This is a genomic window from Pseudomonas sp. FW305-E2, from assembly GCF_058782925.1.
Genome location: NZ_JBYSYE010000005.1, coordinates 56,172 through 71,510, shown reverse-complemented (window position 1 = coordinate 71,510; position 15,339 = coordinate 56,172). Strand labels below are relative to the sequence as shown.

Below are 15,339 nucleotides of genomic sequence, written 5' to 3'. Positions count from 1 at the left end.
TGCCCGCTCCCACAGGTACTGTGCACCTCTATAAATCGGTGCAATTCCAGTGGGAGCGGGCAAGCCCGCGAAGAGGCCGGTCCAGGCAGGTGAAAATTCACGATTCTGTCACCATTCCACCGCCAAACGGTAAACCATCAAGGCCAGTCTGAAACTCCCGCATACTATCTGGGAGACAGGCAATGGCTCGTGACTTCGACGGTACGTACCAACCCAACGCCAAGGCTCGCAAGCAGCAGGAAAAAGATCAGCGACGTATGGAATACCGCCGCGCGATCGAGAGCTATTGCGACCAACGTCAACTGCTCCGCGACCTGGCGGACTACCCCGAGCTGCAAGCACTCACGGTATGGCAGTCGTCGGCGGCAGTTTCCCCGAAAAACGTTCAACAAGCGCGCTGATCAATGCACGTTCACCGCGGATGAATGCAAGAAACGCCAAGGCCACCGGCGACTGCCGCTTGGCCTTGGCCTGCACCACGCACCAGCTACGGTACAGCGGTAGCTCCTCGACCGGTAATTCCTTCAGCATCCCGGTAGCCAGCTCCAGGTTGACTGCGTGACGGGTCAACAGGGCGATCCCCAGCCCGGCAATCACGCATTCGCGCTGGGCATCGGCCGAGGCCACTTCAAGCGTTTGGGCGAAATGCACACGCTTGTCCTTGAAGTACTCTTCGCACGCCTTGCGTGTTCCCGAACCTTGCTCGCGGACCAGCAGCGTATGAGGCTCCAGGTCCTGCATGCGCAACTGGTCCAGCTTGCACAGCGGGTGCTGTGGCGGCGCAACCGCAACGATCGGGTTGTTGAGGAACGGCAGAAACTCCAGGCCCATGTCTTGCGGCACCATCGACATGATGATCAGGTCGTCGCGGTTATCGGAAAGGCGGCGGATGGCTTGGGCACGGTTGACTACCGTCAGGGTCAGGTTGACTTCCGGGTGACGCTGCTTGAAGGCGGCGAACAGGTGTGGCACGAAGTACTTGGCACTGGACTCGATCGCCAGTTTCAACTGACCCTGCAGTGAGCCCTGCATGTCCGACAGCTGCATGTCCAGGCTCTCCAGGCGCCCGAAGATATCGTGGCTGGCGCGCTGCAGGGCTTCGGCCGCCTCGGTCAGGTAGAGCTTCTTGCCCACGTACTCGAACAATGGCTGGCCGATCAGCTCTTCAAGCTGACGGATCTGTAGACTAACGGCGGGTTGCGTCAGCGCCATCTCCTCCGCAGCACGGCTGTACGACCGCAAATCGCACACCTCATTGAAGATCTGGAGTTGACGCAATGTCATACGCATCAAGGACTTACGCATTTTAATCAGCTCTTCGGCAACACCTTGTTACCCAACTATAAGCTTTTGCTAATACAGCCTCTAACAAATATTGATTTTTGTTTATCGACCTACAGCGCTAGGGTGAATACGCGACTGGCCAGCATCGTCTGGTCACGCGCCGACCGGTAGAACCGGCTCGACTGTTCCTACGGCTTTGGGAAGACTCCAGTGATAAAAAAAATCCTGATCGCCAACCGAGGTGAAATCGCAGTTCGGATCGTGCGTGCTTGCGCCGAGATGGGCATTCGCTCGGTAGCGATCTTTTCCGACGCCGACCGGCATGCCTTGCACGTCAAGCGCGCTGACGAAGCACACAGCATCGGTGCCGAGCCGCTGGCCGGTTACCTGAACCCGCGCAAGCTGGTGAACCTGGCTGTGGAAACCGGCTGTGATGCCCTGCACCCGGGCTATGGTTTCCTTTCGGAAAACGCCGAACTGGCAGAAATTTGCGCCGAGCGCGGGATCAAGTTCATTGGCCCGGCCGCCGACGTGATTCGCCGTATGGGCGACAAGACCGAAGCGCGCCGCACCATGATCGCCGCCGGTGTGCCGGTAACCCCGGGCACCGAAGGCAACGTTGCCGATATTCATGAAGCCCTGAGCGAAGGTGATCGCATCGGTTATCCGGTGATGCTCAAGGCTACCTCCGGTGGTGGCGGCCGTGGTATTCGCCGTTGCAATAGCCGCGAAGAACTGGAACAGAACTTCCCGCGGGTCATTTCCGAGGCGACCAAGGCATTCGGTTCGGCCGAAGTGTTCCTGGAGAAATGCATCGTCAACCCGAAGCACATCGAGGCGCAAATTCTCGGTGACAGCTTCGGTAACGTAGTGCACCTGTTCGAGCGCGACTGCTCTATCCAGCGTCGTAACCAGAAGCTCATCGAAATTGCCCCGAGCCCACAGCTCACTCCTGAGCAGCGCGCCTACATCGGCGACCTGGCGGTGCGTGCGGCCAAAGCGGTGAATTACGAGAACGCCGGTACCGTGGAGTTCCTGCTCGCCGATGGCGAAGTGTACTTCATGGAAATGAACACCCGGGTGCAGGTGGAACACACCATTACCGAGGAAATCACCGGTATCGACATCGTGCGTGAGCAGATCCGCATCGCCTCGGGGCTGCCACTGTCGGTCAAGCAGGAAGACATTCAGCACCGCGGCTACGCCTTGCAGTTCCGTATCAATGCTGAAGATCCGAAAAACAACTTCCTGCCCAGCTTCGGCAAGATCACCCGTTACTACGCCCCCGGCGGCCCGGGCGTGCGCACCGACACGGCGATCTACACCGGCTATACCATTCCACCGTTCTACGACTCCATGTGCCTGAAACTGGTGGTGTGGGCGTTGACCTGGGAAGAAGCCATGGACCGCGGCCTGCGGGCCCTGGACGACATGCGCGTGCAAGGGGTGAAGACCACCGCCGCGTACTACCAGGAAATCCTGCGCAATCCGGAATTCCGTAGCGGCCAGTTCAATACCAGCTTTGTCGAAAGCCACCCTGAATTGACCAACTACTCGATCAAGCGCAAACCCGAAGAGCTGGCCTTGGCCATCGCCGCCGCCATCGCCGCCCACGCAGGCCTGTGAGGAACCCCATAATGTCCAAGAAAATTCACGTAACCGACACGATCCTGCGCGACGCTCACCAGTCCCTGCTGGCTACCCGCATGCGTACCGAAGACATGCTGCCGATCTGCGACAAGCTCGACAAGGTTGGCTACTGGTCGCTGGAAGTCTGGGGTGGTGCCACCTTCGACGCCTGCGTGCGCTTCCTCAAGGAAGACCCGTGGGAGCGCCTGCGCAAGCTGCGCGCAGCGCTGCCAAACACCCGCCTGCAAATGCTGCTGCGCGGCCAGAACCTGTTGGGCTACCGCCACTACAGCGACGACGTGGTCAAGGCCTTCGTCGCCAAGGCGGCAGTCAACGGTATCGATGTGTTCCGCATTTTCGACGCCATGAACGACGTGCGTAACCTGCGCGTGGCCATCGAAGCGGTCAAGGCCGCCGGCAAGCACGCCCAGGGCACTATCGCTTACACCACCAGCCCGGTACACACCATCGAAGCCTTCGTGAACCAGGCCAAGCAGATGGAAGCCATGGGTTGCGACTCGGTGGCGATCAAGGACATGGCTGGCCTGTTGACCCCGTTCGCCACTGGCGAGCTGGTCAAGGCGCTGAAGGCTGAACAGTCGCTGCCGGTGTTCATCCACTCTCACGATACCGCCGGCCTGGCTGCCATGTGCCAGCTCAAAGCTGTGGAAAATGGCGCGGACCACATCGATACCGCCATCTCCAGCTTCGCCTGGGGCACCAGCCATCCGGGTACCGAGTCGATGGTTGCTGCGCTCAAGGGCAGCGAGTTCGACACCGGCCTGGACCTGGAGCTTCTGCAGGAGATCGGCTTGTACTTCTACGCCGTGCGCAAGAAGTACCACCAGTTCGAAAGCGAGTTCACCGCGGTGGACACCCGGGTGCAGGTGAACCAGGTACCGGGCGGCATGATTTCCAACCTGGCCAACCAGCTCAAGGAGCAGGGCGCCCTCAACCGCATGAACGAAGTGCTGGCCGAAATCCCGCGTGTGCGTGAGGACCTCGGCTTCCCACCGCTGGTCACCCCGACCTCGCAGATCGTCGGCACCCAGGCCTTCTTCAACGTGCTGGCGGGTGAGCGCTACAAGACCATCACCAATGAGGTGAAGCTGTACCTGCAAGGTGGCTATGGCAAGGCCCCGGGTGTGGTCAACGAGCAACTGCGTCGCCAGGCTATCGGCAGCGAAGAAGTGATCGATGTGCGCCCGGCTGACCTGTTGAAGCCGGAAATGGCCAAGTTGCGTAGCGACATCGGTGCCCTGGCCCGTTGCGAAGAAGACGTGCTGACCTTTGCCATGTTCCCGGACATTGGCCGCAAGTTCCTCGAAGAACGCGAAGCTGGCACCTTGACGCCTGAAGTTCTGCTGCCGATTCCGGAAGCCGGTGCCGTGGCTGCCCCAGGCGGTGAAGGCGTGCCAACCGAGTTCGTCATCGACGTACACGGCGAAACCTACCGCGTCGACATCACCGGTGTGGGCGTGAAGGCCGAAGGCAAGCGTCACTTCTATCTGTCGATCGACGGCATGCCGGAGGAAGTGGTCTTCGAGCCACTCAACGAGTTCGTCAGTGGTGGCGGCAGCAAGCGCAAGCAAGCTACTGACCCTGGCCACGTAAGCACCACCATGCCGGGGAACATCGTTGATGTGCTGGTCAAGGAAGGTGACATGGTCAAGGCCGGCCAGGCGGTCTTGATCACCGAAGCCATGAAGATGGAAACCGAAGTGCAGGCGGCCATCGCCGGTAAGGTTGTGGCCATCCATGTGGCCAAGGGTGATCGCGTGACGCCGGGTGAAATCCTGATCGAGATCGAGGGCTGATTTAAGCCCTCATCTACAAGTGGTTAACCTCTGGGGGGCGGATGCTCCCCTTTTTTTGTGCCGGAATCACTAGCCTCTGCGCGGGTAGACCCGCAACTCGCAACGCGCATCCCTGTAGGGGCGGTTCACCCGCGAAGAGGCCAGCTGATTCAGCACACCGTTCAACCTCGGCGGCACACCTCAAGGCTTTCCACCTGGCCACCCGGCTGCTGGTTCTCTTCACTCAACCACCGCTCAAACCCGGCAGCCACCGCCGGCCATTCATCATCGGTAATCGAATACCACGCCGTATCGCGGTTATGGTCTTTCACCACCAAGTGCTTGCGGAACACCCCTTCGTAGACGAAGCCGAATCGCTCTGCCGCACGTTTGGAGCGGGCATTGGCGTTATTGCACTTCCACTCCAGCCGTCGATTACCCAGCGCGAAGCCCAGCTTGCCCAGCAGGTACACCGCCTCGGTACCTTTGGGCGTACGCTGCATGGCGGCACCGAAGGCAATGTGGCCGATCTCGATCCGGCCGTGGTCAGGCACGATCGACATCAGGCTGAGGATGCCTTGGGCCTGGCCGCTGGCGCGGTCGATGACGGTGTAGAAAAGCGGGTCGCGGCCAGCAGCGTTGCCTTCCAGCCAGCGGTCAAAGGCGGCACGTTCGGCGAACGGGCCGTAGGGCAGGTAGTCCCACAGCACCGGGTCGGAGGCCGGACCCTGCAGCACTTCCCAGAGGTCTTCGCCATGGCGCCCTGGATCGAGTTTCTCCAGGCGGATGAAGCGGCCTTCAATGGGCTCGGCCTTGGGGGTTGCGGCGGGTTTCCAGTTCAATGCGTCTGTCATGTGCGGCCTACAAGCCTTTGCGGAATTGGATGAAGCCCGAGCGCTCGGCAACCTGCTGGTACAGGCTGATGGCGGTGGCGTTGGTTTCGTGGGTCAGCCAGTGCACCTTGATGCAGTTGTCGGCCTTGGCAGTGGTGTAGACGTGCTCGATCAACTGTCGACCAATGCCCAGGCCACGTTGCGTGCTGTCCACATACAGGTCCTGCAGGTAGCAGGAATTCTCGATGCTCCAGTTGGAACGATGGTAGATGAAGTTGACCATCCCCACCGCCTTGCCGTCGACCCAGGCCAGTGTCGAATGGGTTGGCTCGCTGGGGTCGAGCAGGCGTTGCCAGGTGCTCAGGCTGACGGCATCGGCCAGCTCGGTCTCGTAGAAGTGCAAGTAGGCCTGCCACAGGGCGTGCCAGGCCGCGTGATCTTGGGCAGTGACAGGGCGCAGGGTAAGGTTGGGCATGGGCTATTCCTTCAGAGTTGGCGCATGTGCGCCGCGAGTTGATTGTCCCGTTGATCGGGGCTGGCGCTCAGGCCCTCGCGCACGCCATCGATGTCGTGCCCGGAGCGGTTCTGGCTGAGTTTGCGCGCACCTTGCAGGCGTGCGATGGGCAGACGGATACCGACGATGGCGCGGAGCATGCCCTCGATGTAGTCGGCAGGGGCATCGGTGACTTTCCAGGGTTCGCTGCGACCCTGTTCGTGGCGGTCGGTCAGGCGGCTTACGATAGCCAGTAGCGGCTCGGCCTCATGGATAACTTCGGCCGGGCCATAAGCGTGCACCGCCAGGTAGTTCCAGGTCGGCACCACCTTTGGGTTTTCGGCCTTGCTTGGGTAAAAACCGGGGCTGACATAGGCATCGGCGCCGGGGAATACCAACAGTGCTTCGCCGCCGTGCTGCAGGTCTTGCCATTGGCGGTTGGCCCGGGCCAGGTGGGCATACACAGTGCCGAAATCGCCCTCGGCGGTATCGACCAGCACCGGCAGGTGCGTGGCCAGAAGGCCCTGTTCGCCCTGGCTGACCAGAACGGCCAGGCGGGTGTCTAGCATGTGCTGGTGCAAGCGGGTGAGGTCGTGTTCCTGGTGCGGCTTACTGTTGTACATGGCGGGATCCTTGTCGAATGGCTCCATCCTAGGCAGGCTATTGGTTCTGTGTAAGATCCATTAATGCCTGTTTTCATAGGTCCAATATCATGCGCGAGTCGCCCCTCATCCTGCCTTTCGACCCTGCCGGGATCGCCCTGGATCGCAGCCGCGGGCTTAGCCAGCAGCTGTATCAGGTGTTGCGAGCGCGCGTACTGGATGGGCGCCTGAGCAGTGGTACTCGCCTGCCGGCTACGCGCGACCTGGCTGCCATGTTGGCGCTTTCACGCAACAGCGTGGTGCGCGCCTACGATCAACTGTATGCCGAGGGCTTCATCGAAAGCCGGGTCGGTGATGGCACCTACGTTAGCCGGCTGCCGAAACTGTCCACACAAGTATCCACAGGGTTATCCCTGGGCTTATCAACAGGGTTATCCACATTTCGTGAAGAAAATACTGAGGATTTATCCAGCGGGAGGCTTTTAGGCGCACCTCTGCAGCGCCTGAAAAACAACCATTTGCCACCGCCCAGAAGCGGTGCGCCGCGTGCTTTTCGCGTTGGCATTCCGGCGTTTGACCTGTTCCCGTTTGACGTCTGGGCCAAGCTACAGGCGGGTTTCTGGCGCAACCCGTCCCCTGCGCAACTGGGCTATGGTGACCCCGCTGGCGAGCCGGCTTTGCGCGATCTGATAGCGGCCTATCTACGCCGCTCGCGGGGGCTGAGCTGTACGGCTGAACAAATTGTGATCACAGGCGGTGCGCAGCAGGCCATCAGCCTTTGTGCACAGTTGCTGTTGCAACCGGGCGACGGTGTGGCTGTGGAAAACCCAGGCTATCGGGCGGCCGCTCATGCCTTCACGCTCGCGGGCGGCCGGGTGTGTGGCGTGCCTGTGGATGAAGACGGGCTGGACTGCAGCCGGCTGGAACAATTGACGGATTGCCGACTGACCTATGTCACGCCTGCGCACCAATACCCGACCGGGGTGACCATGAGCCTTGCACGTCGCCTGGCATTGCTGGCCTGGGCTGAACGCAGTGACGGCTGGATCATCGAGGACGACTACGACGGCGAGTATCGCTACAGCGGTGCACCACTGGCCCCGCTGGCAGCGCTCGACCGGCACGGGCGGGTGCTGTATGTCGGCACCTTCGGCAAGATCGCCTTCCCGGCGTTGCGTCTGGGCTACCTGGTGCTTCCGTCGAAGCTGGTGCAGGCTTTCAGCCAAGGCAAAGCGTTGGTAATGCGGCATTCGGAGGTCAGCAGTCAGTGCGTGATGGCCGAGTTCATGGCCCGTGGCCATTTTCAGCGGCATATCCGCCGTATGCGCAAGGCGGCATTGAAGCGGCGCGATGTGCTCAAGGCCGGTTGGCCTGTGGATATTCCGGGGTTGGGCGCAATGCCGGAAGTGGCGGCTGGGCTGCATGTGAAGGTCGATGTGGATAACTTTGCTCGGGAGCAGGAGTTGGTGGCCACGGCTGAAGCGGTGGGGGTGGAAGTGACACCACTGAGCAATTTCTGGTTGGCGGACTGCGAGGTGCCTGTGGATAAGCGGGCAGGGCTGGTACTGGGCTTTGCGGCAGTGCCGGAGGGCGAGATTGCTGAAGCCTTGATGAAACTACGCAAAGTCTGGAGAAAATGAAGGGGGCTGCAAAGCAGCCCCCGGTTCAACATCAGGTACCGGACTTTATCCGCGTCCAGGCGCGGGTTCTGGCCCGTTCGGCATTTCGCGTCAAAGGCTTGAGGGTATACAGCTTGGCCATCGCCTCTGCCGTCGGATACAGGTTGGGGTTGTTGCGAATCGTCGGATTCACCTTGTCGGTCGCATCCTTGTTCGGGTTCGGATACCCCACGAAGTCGCTGATCGGCGCAATCACCTCTGGCCGCAGCAGGTAATTGATGAACGTATGCGCATCCTCCGGGTTCGCTGCACCCTTTGGAATCGCCAGCATGTCGAACCAGATCGGCGCGCCTTCCTTGGGCAGGCGCATGTCCACCACCACGCCGTTGTTCGCCTCACGGGCGCGGTTGGCTGCCTGCGAGAAGCTGCCGCTGTAGCCCACTGCCACACAGATGTCGCCATTGGCGATGTCTGCCATGTACTTCGAGGAGTGGAAGTAGGTGATATGCGGACGAATCTTCAGCATCAGCTCCTCGGCCTTCTTGTAGTCAGCCGGTTTGTCGCTGTTCGGCGGCAAGCCCAGGTACTGCAGGGCCAGCGGTAGAATCTCCGACGGCGAGTCGAGCAGGGCCACGCCGCACTGCTTGAGCTTGGCGATGTTCTCTTCCTTGAAGATCAGGTCCCAGCTGTCCACCGGTGCGTTGTCGCCGAGCGCAGCCTTGACCTTGGCCGGGTTGAAGCCGATCAGCACGGTGCCGTACATATACGGCACGGCAAACTTGTTGCCCGGGTCGTTAGCTTCGATCAGCTTCATCAGTGCCGGGTCCAGGTGTTGCCAGTTCGGCAGCTTGCTGCGATCCAGCGGCTGGAACACCCCGGCTTCGATCTGCTTGGCGAGGAACACGTTGGACGGTACTACCACGTCATAGCCGGAGTTGCCGGTTAGCAGCTTGGCTTCCAATGCCTCATTGGTGTCGAAGATGTCGTACACCAGCTTCACGCCGCTGTCCTTCTGGAAGGCAGTCAAGGTCTGCGGGGTGATGTAATCGAACCAGTTATATACACGCAGGGTTCGCTGCTCGGCTTGCGCATGCAGGGCGCCCGCGAACAGGGTGGCAGCGATGAACGGGGCGAGCAGACGTTTGAGTCGGACCATTATCGGGCTCCTGGCTGGGCGCGCTGGAAGCCTTCCAGCACATTGACCGCGTTGATGCCGATTTCCTCCACAGCGTAGCCGCCTTCCATCACGAACAGGGTCGGCTTGCCGAGTTGGCCGATGCGCTTGCCCATTTCCAGGTAGTCCGGGCTGTCCAGCTTGAACTGCGAGATGGGGTCGTCCTTGAAGGTGTCCACACCCAGTGAGATGACCAGCACGTCGGCGTCATAGCTGGCGATGCGCTTGCAGGCATCCTCCAGGGCTGCACTCCAGGCGGCCCAGTCGCTACCGGCCGGCAAGGGGTAGTTGATGTTGTAGCCCTGGCCTGCGCCTTCGCCTGTTTCATCGGCATAGCCGAGGAAGAACGGGAATTCGTCCTGCGGGTCGCCGTGGATCGAGGCGAAGAACACGTCATCGCGGCTGTAGAAGATGTCCTGGGTACCGTTGCCGTGGTGGTAGTCGACGTCAAGGATGGCGACCTTGCGTCGGCCTTGGTCGAGGAAGGCCTGGGCAGCGATGGCGGCATTATTCAGATAGCAGTAGCCGCCCATCACTTCGCCGGCAGCGTGGTGCCCTGGCGGACGGCACAGGGCGAACGCCGCATGGGCGCCTTGCTGAATCGCTGCCTGGCCGGTCAGGGCAACTTGTGCAGCACTATAGGCCGCCTGCCAGGTACCCGCGGTGATGGGGGCGCCGGCATCGAAGCTGTAGTAACCCAGTTCGCCATGCAGGCCGGTCGGCTTGACCTGGCGCAGTGTGCGGGCTGGCCAGGTGAAGGGCAGCAGGTCACCCTCTTGGCCCAGTGCAGCCCAGCGCGCCCAGGCGCCTTCGAAGAAATCCAGGTAATCGGCGCTGTGGACGCGCAACAGCGGCGCACGGCCGAAGTCGGTCGGGCCCTGGATGTCGCCGAGGTTGCGGGTTTTCACTTGGTCGAGCACATGGTCGGCGCGCGAAGGCATTTCGAAACAGGGCATCAGCTTGCCATCGATCAGCTCGCAGCGGCCGTGGTGCAGGCGGTGGTCATCGGAATAGATCGTCAGCATTGTTGTTCTCCGGTGGGACTGGCGTGGGTCCATTGTCATGGGCTGATCAGCAGGGGAGAACGACGCAAACGGCCAAAAGGGGATCGATATGGCCAAGGTCTTTGGCCATATGGGTGGTGACCTATCCCAGCCTCGTCGCGGGTAAGGCAGCGGCGGCAACGGTGAACGGCCTTTGGACATTGGCCGGCAGGCCCGGCCCTTTCGCGGGTGAACCCGCTCCTACAATGGCCACCAGGGCGTCAGGGGTTGTGACGCCCCTGTAGGAGCGGGTTTACCCGCGAAGAGGCCAGAACAGGTCAACCACGAAAATGGCTGGGCGCCACGCCACTCCAGCGCTGGAAGGCATGCCGAAAACTGGCCGTCTCACTGAACCCCAAAGTCTCCGCAATCCGGTAGATCGGCATCTGCTCATCGGCCAGCAACTGCTTGGCCCGCTCGAACCTCAGCTCATCCAGCAGCTGTTGATAACTGCTGCCCAGCGCCTGCAAATGCCGGCGCAGGGTGCGCGACGAGCAGTTCATCTGCCGCGCAAGCCCTTCCAGCCCAGGTGCTGCGTCCAGTTGCTGCGCCAACAGCTGGCGAATCCGCCCCAGCCATGCCTGGCGACCGGTGAATTCAAGGTTCAGGCGCCGGCAGCGCTCGCTCATGGCTTTGTGAGTAATCGGGTCGGCCAGCGGCAGCGGCATATCCAGCCATCGCCGTTCGAAGGCAAAGGCATTGTCCTCGGCGGCGAAACCGATCGGGCATTGAAACGCTTCGGCATAGAGCGCGTGGTAACCAGGGCGAGGGTGTTCGAAGCGTGCGCCAAGCAGCGGCAATGGCCGGCCAAGCAGGTCGTCACAGATGACTTTCAGTGACACCAGACAGAACTCGGCGTTGAAAGCGCTCAGCGCCGGGCTGTCCTGGTAATCGCTGGCGCTGAACCAGACACGTTGGCCGTCGTCGAGCAAGCGCAGCTTGAAGACTGTTCCCAGCAGTGCCGGATACTGCAGTGCCAGGCGTAAGGCGTCACCCAAAGTGGCACTGGAGAGCAGCGCGTAACCGAGCATGCCGTAGCACGACACACGCATGCGCTGGCCCAGTTCCAGGCCAATGTCCTCGCGCCGGGCCACAGCATTGGCGCAAACCTGCAGCTCCTGCTGGGTGGTGATGCGCGCATCGGCATGCCCCAGGTCTGCCGGGCCAATGCCGCTGCCGGCCAGCAACGCCGACGCCTCGCAACCGTCTGCCTGGAAGACGTTGAGGATCAGCGAAACTGCGTTGAGGGTGGTCAGGTGGCTGTGCAGCATGCTGGGTAATCCCGTTGGGCTGGGACGCATTATGGAGCAAGTTGTGTGCCGATATCCGGGGCTGCAGGCAAACCACATACCCTGCCGGCGCGGCCGGGTGTTGCGAAGGCCTGCATAGCGGCCTCCAAAACCTTCAGGCAAAAAAAAGGCCCGAAGCAAGCGCTCGGGCCTTGGAAAGGTTGAGAGGTGTCTAGTCCCTCGACCTGGTGAGACTGTTTACAGCGGCCTGATTACGCCTTCAGCGGAACCAGACGTGGAGCGATCATGTTTTCCGGACGCAGGATGTCGTCGAGCATCGCGTCGTCCAGCAGCTTCTCTTCGCGCACCAGTTCCAGTACGCCGCGGCCGCTTTCCAGGGCAACGCGGGCGATACGGGTGGCGTTCTCGTAGCCGATGTACGGGTTCAGTGCGGTAACCAGGCCGATCGAGTGCTCGACCAGTTCACGGCAGCGCTGTTCGTTGGCGGTGATGCCGACGATGCAGTGCTCGCGCAGCATGTCCATGGCGCGTTGCAGCAGGCGGATCGAGTCGAAGATCTTGTAGGCGATCAGCGGCTCCATCACGTTCAGCTGCAGCTGACCACCTTCGGCGGCGACGGTCAGGGCCAGGTCGTTGCCCATGATGGCGAAGGCCACCTGGTTCACAGCTTCTGGAATAACCGGGTTGACCTTGCCTGGCATGATCGAGCTGCCTGGCTGACGCGCTGGCAGGTTGATCTCATTGATGCCGGTACGCGGGCCGCTGGACAGCAGGCGCAGGTCGTTGCAGATCTTCGACAGCTTGACCGCGGTGCGCTTGAGCATGCCGGAGAACAGCACAAAGGCGCCCATGTCGGAGGTGGCTTCGATCAGGTCGGCAGCGGGTACCAGCGGATGGCCGCTGATGGTGGCCAGGCGCTGTACGGCCAAGGCCTGGTAGCCAGGGTCGGCGTTGATGCCAGTACCGATGGCGGTACCGCCCAGGTTGATTTCGGTCAGCAGTTCCGGAGCCAGCGAGCGCAGGCGCTGCAGGTCTTCAGTCATGGTGGTGGCGAAGGCGCGGAATTCCTGGCCCAGGGTCATCGGTACGGCGTCCTGCAGTTGGGTACGGCCCATCTTCAGTACGTGGTCGAATTCTTTACCCTTGGCAGCGAAGGCCTGGATCAGGCTATCAAGGCTGGCCAGCAGCGCGTCGTGACCCAGCAACAGGCCCAGGCGGATTGCGGTCGGGTAGGCGTCGTTGGTCGACTGCGCCATGTTCACGTCGTTGTTAGGGTGCAGGTACTTGTACTCACCCTTCTGGTGGCCCATGGCCTCCAGCGCAACGTTCGCAATGACTTCGTTGGCGTTCATGTTGGTAGAAGTACCAGCGCCGCCCTGGATCATGTCAACCACGAACTGGTCGTGGAAATCGCCTTTGATCAGGCGGGCGCAGGCTGCGGAAATGGCAGCATGCTTGGCATCGCTCAGGTGACCCAGCTCACGGTTGGCGTCGGCAGCGGCCTGCTTGACCATGGCCAGGGCCACGACCAGCTTCGGGTAGTGCGACAGCGGAACACCGGAGAGGTGGAAGTTGTTGGCAGCGCGCAGGGTCTGGATGCCGTAGTAGGCATCTGCAGGAACTTCAAGGGTACCCAACAAGTCTTTTTCGACGCGGAACGATGCAGCAGAGGACATGATGTATATCATCTCGATTTTGACCCGGCACATGCCGGAATGGCGCCAATCCTAGGCCTGAAGGTGTTTTTGCGGCCAATGCTATTGCACGCTAACCTATGCACAAACGGCATAGTGTTTCATGTGACGCCAATTGATATTCGAGCGTGTTCCATTTTGGTGCGCGCCGGGAGATGTGCTTCGTGAACCTTGAAAGCAAATGGCTGGAAGACTTCAGTGCTCTGGCCGCTACCCGCAGTTTTTCCCAGGCCGCAGAGCGGCGTTTCGTGACCCAACCGGCCTTCAGCCGGCGCATTCGCAGCCTTGAGGCGGCGTTGGGCCTGCAACTGGTGAACCGCTCTCGCACACCCATCGAGTTGACCGAGGCGGGTCAGCTATTTCTCGTCACAGCACGTACTGTTGTCGACCAGTTGAGCGAAATTCTCCGCCATTTGCATCACTTGGAAGGCGGGCAGGGCGAAGTGGTGCAGGTAGCTGCGGCGCACTCCTTGGCGTCGGGTTTCTTCCCCCGTTGGGTGGCCCAGCTGCGCAACGACGGTTTGAACATCGCCACCCGCCTGGTTGCGACTAACGTCGGAGATGCCGTACATGCACTGCGCGAAGGCGGCTGCGACCTGATGCTGGCGTTCTACGACCCGGACGCGGCCTTGCAGATGGATGCCGAGATCTTCCCGTCGCTGCACATGGGCACCACTGAAATGCTGCCGGTGTGCGCCGTGGATGCCGATGGCAAGCCGTTGTTCGACCTGGAGGGCGAGGGCAGTGTGCCGTTGCTAGCCTACACCGCCGGCGCATTCCTCGGCCGCTCGGTCAACTTGCTGTTGCGCCAGCGCAACCTGCGTTATACCACCGTCTACGAAACCGCCATGGCCGACAGCCTCAAGAGCATGGCCCTGGAGGGGATGGGCATCGCTTGGGTGCCGCGCCTGTCGATGCGTGGCGAGCTCGAACGCGGTGAGCTGGCGATCTGCGGCGGTAGCCAATGGCATGTGCCGCTGGAAATCCGCCTGTACCGCTGTGCTTTGGTTCGTAAGGCTAACGTCCGCTTGCTATGGCGCAAGCTGGAGTCGTCTGGCGCACAAGGTGAAGCGTCAATTTGAGTTGTATTTCAGGTAATCAGTGATATTTGCACGATTCCTGTCGCTGTAGCGGTAGCAGTTGGATCGTGCCGGTACACGGGGGTGCGTGTACGTTTCGCACACCCAGCCATTGAACTTCAGTTCGGCGTCTTCATGCGTGGCGCCTAGCAGATGGCCAATTTCATGAGCTGCAGCACCGTATGCGGCCACAGAGGCAATGGCCGTTTTCTGCTTGAAATAGGCCAAGCCGGCGTTGTAGTTCAGGCCGCTATGATCGTAGCTGTTGCGAGTGAGCAGGAGATGTTTGTCCATGAGAGAGTAGAGCCGGTGTCGCTGTTGTGCATACACCTGCTGGCTGAAAGCTTCCAGGAGCTTTTCGGACGGCATTCCTGCATAAGCAATATCGGTTATGTGTTTTACATTGCGTTGAAATATCACTTCGATGGGATGTTGGCTGAAACTGCGCATTTCGTTCAGCCAATGCTGGAAGAAGTCTTCGTTCAATTTCCCGTCGTGCATATCGGCCAGGTCGTCGTGCACATAGACGGTGACGGTGAGCGAGTGGGCCGCCGAAGCACTTGGCAATTGCAAGCCGAGTACCAGGCCAAACGAAAGTGCGAAAAAGCATGGAGTTTTCATGTAGACGTACCAAAGTGCGCGAGTAAGGGCTGCGAGCGTGCAGCACTCGTCGACCCCGAGGCAGCAGGAAAAAGTTGTCCCACGAGACAGCTTGCCCTTTGATCCGGCATGTGCTTGTAGGGGTGGGCGGCCAGCCTTTAAATACGTTACAATCCCGCGCCTTCGGCCGACCTGGTCGATTCAGAATCCGTATGACAAGCCACGCCGGCCCACCTGCGTGGC

14 protein-coding genes are annotated in these 15,339 nt (G+C 60.9%); 5 read left to right on the top strand and 9 right to left on the bottom strand.

Annotation, left to right across the window (positions count from 1 at the left end):
- Window positions 1–182: 182 nt before the first annotated feature.
- Window positions 183–401 carry a PA3496 family putative envelope integrity protein gene (locus tag AC3WLP_RS06805; RefSeq protein ID WP_003253275.1) on the top strand — a complete coding sequence of 73 codons (219 nt, stop codon included), beginning with the start codon at window positions 183–185 and terminating at the stop codon, window positions 399–401.
- On the opposite strand, the gene AC3WLP_RS06800 is transcribed toward AC3WLP_RS06805, so the two are convergent.
- Entirely contained in the window at window positions 343–1,305 is a 963-nt protein-coding gene (locus AC3WLP_RS06800; protein ID WP_003253277.1) for a LysR family transcriptional regulator, read from the bottom strand. The two genes, AC3WLP_RS06805 and AC3WLP_RS06800, sit on opposite strands and share 59 nt — an antisense overlap.
- Before the next feature lie 189 nt (window positions 1,306–1,494).
- Between AC3WLP_RS06800 and AC3WLP_RS06795 the strand changes: the two genes are divergently transcribed.
- A complete protein-coding gene (locus AC3WLP_RS06795; RefSeq protein ID WP_003253279.1) occupies window positions 1,495–2,910 on the top strand; it encodes an acetyl-CoA carboxylase biotin carboxylase subunit in 1,416 nt (471 codons plus the stop codon).
- An 11-nt stretch (window positions 2,911–2,921) separates the two neighbouring features.
- On the top strand, window positions 2,922–4,730 hold the full coding sequence (gene oadA, locus AC3WLP_RS06790) for a sodium-extruding oxaloacetate decarboxylase subunit alpha (protein ID WP_003253282.1): 1,809 nt from the start codon (window positions 2,922–2,924) through the stop codon (window positions 4,728–4,730).
- A gap of 161 nt (window positions 4,731–4,891) precedes the next feature.
- Here oadA and AC3WLP_RS06785 read toward each other — a convergent pair whose 3' ends face one another.
- From AC3WLP_RS06785 to AC3WLP_RS06775, 3 genes are read right to left on the bottom strand one after another with little or no spacing between them, the layout of a single operon-like run.
- Window positions 4,892–5,563, bottom strand: a complete 672-nt coding sequence (locus AC3WLP_RS06785; protein ID WP_004575198.1) for a GNAT family N-acetyltransferase — start codon at window positions 5,561–5,563, stop codon at window positions 4,892–4,894.
- A gap of 7 nt (window positions 5,564–5,570) precedes the next feature.
- The gene (locus AC3WLP_RS06780) at window positions 5,571–6,017 is read right to left on the bottom strand and encodes a GNAT family N-acetyltransferase (RefSeq protein ID WP_012054127.1); all 447 of its coding nucleotides are present in this window, start codon (window positions 6,015–6,017) and stop codon (window positions 5,571–5,573) included.
- A gap of 11 nt (window positions 6,018–6,028) precedes the next feature.
- On the bottom strand, window positions 6,029–6,658 hold the full coding sequence (locus tag AC3WLP_RS06775) for an FMN-binding negative transcriptional regulator (protein ID WP_003253288.1): 630 nt from the start codon (window positions 6,656–6,658) through the stop codon (window positions 6,029–6,031).
- Between the two features lie 89 nt (window positions 6,659–6,747).
- Between AC3WLP_RS06775 and pdxR the strand changes: the two genes are divergently transcribed.
- A complete protein-coding gene (gene pdxR, locus AC3WLP_RS06770) occupies window positions 6,748–8,277 on the top strand; it encodes a MocR-like pyridoxine biosynthesis transcription factor PdxR (protein ID WP_012054126.1) in 1,530 nt (509 codons plus the stop codon).
- A gap of 31 nt (window positions 8,278–8,308) precedes the next feature.
- Here pdxR and AC3WLP_RS06765 read toward each other — a convergent pair whose 3' ends face one another.
- The 4 genes from AC3WLP_RS06765 to aspA all read right to left on the bottom strand — a co-directional run bounded on the left by AC3WLP_RS06765 (window position 8,309) and on the right by aspA (window position 13,399).
- Window positions 8,309–9,412, bottom strand: a complete 1,104-nt coding sequence (locus AC3WLP_RS06765) for a polyamine ABC transporter substrate-binding protein (protein ID WP_010955830.1) — start codon at window positions 9,410–9,412, stop codon at window positions 8,309–8,311.
- Window positions 9,412–10,455 (bottom strand): histone deacetylase family protein, encoded by a 1,044-nt coding sequence (locus AC3WLP_RS06760; RefSeq protein WP_012054125.1) that lies wholly within the window; start codon window positions 10,453–10,455, stop codon window positions 9,412–9,414. Before AC3WLP_RS06760 ends, AC3WLP_RS06765 begins: the two co-directional genes overlap by 1 nt.
- Window positions 10,456–10,751: 296 nt before the next feature.
- The gene (locus AC3WLP_RS06755; RefSeq protein ID WP_003253295.1) at window positions 10,752–11,744 is read right to left on the bottom strand and encodes an AraC family transcriptional regulator; all 993 of its coding nucleotides are present in this window, start codon (window positions 11,742–11,744) and stop codon (window positions 10,752–10,754) included.
- A 230-nt stretch (window positions 11,745–11,974) separates the two neighbouring features.
- Window positions 11,975–13,399 carry an aspartate ammonia-lyase gene (gene aspA / locus AC3WLP_RS06750; RefSeq protein WP_003253297.1) on the bottom strand — a complete coding sequence of 475 codons (1,425 nt, stop codon included), beginning with the start codon at window positions 13,397–13,399 and terminating at the stop codon, window positions 11,975–11,977.
- 182 nt (window positions 13,400–13,581) lie between these two features.
- Here aspA and AC3WLP_RS06745 point away from each other — a divergent pair, with 182 nt between their 5' ends.
- Window positions 13,582–14,499, top strand: a complete 918-nt coding sequence (locus AC3WLP_RS06745) for a LysR substrate-binding domain-containing protein (protein WP_003253299.1) — start codon at window positions 13,582–13,584, stop codon at window positions 14,497–14,499.
- Here the strand turns inward: AC3WLP_RS06745 and AC3WLP_RS06740 are convergent.
- Window positions 14,491–15,117, bottom strand: coding sequence for a zinc-dependent metalloprotease family protein (locus AC3WLP_RS06740; RefSeq protein WP_088512623.1), 627 nt, complete (start codon window positions 15,115–15,117; stop codon window positions 14,491–14,493). The two genes, AC3WLP_RS06745 and AC3WLP_RS06740, sit on opposite strands and share 9 nt — an antisense overlap.
- Window positions 15,118–15,339 lie beyond the last annotated feature (222 nt).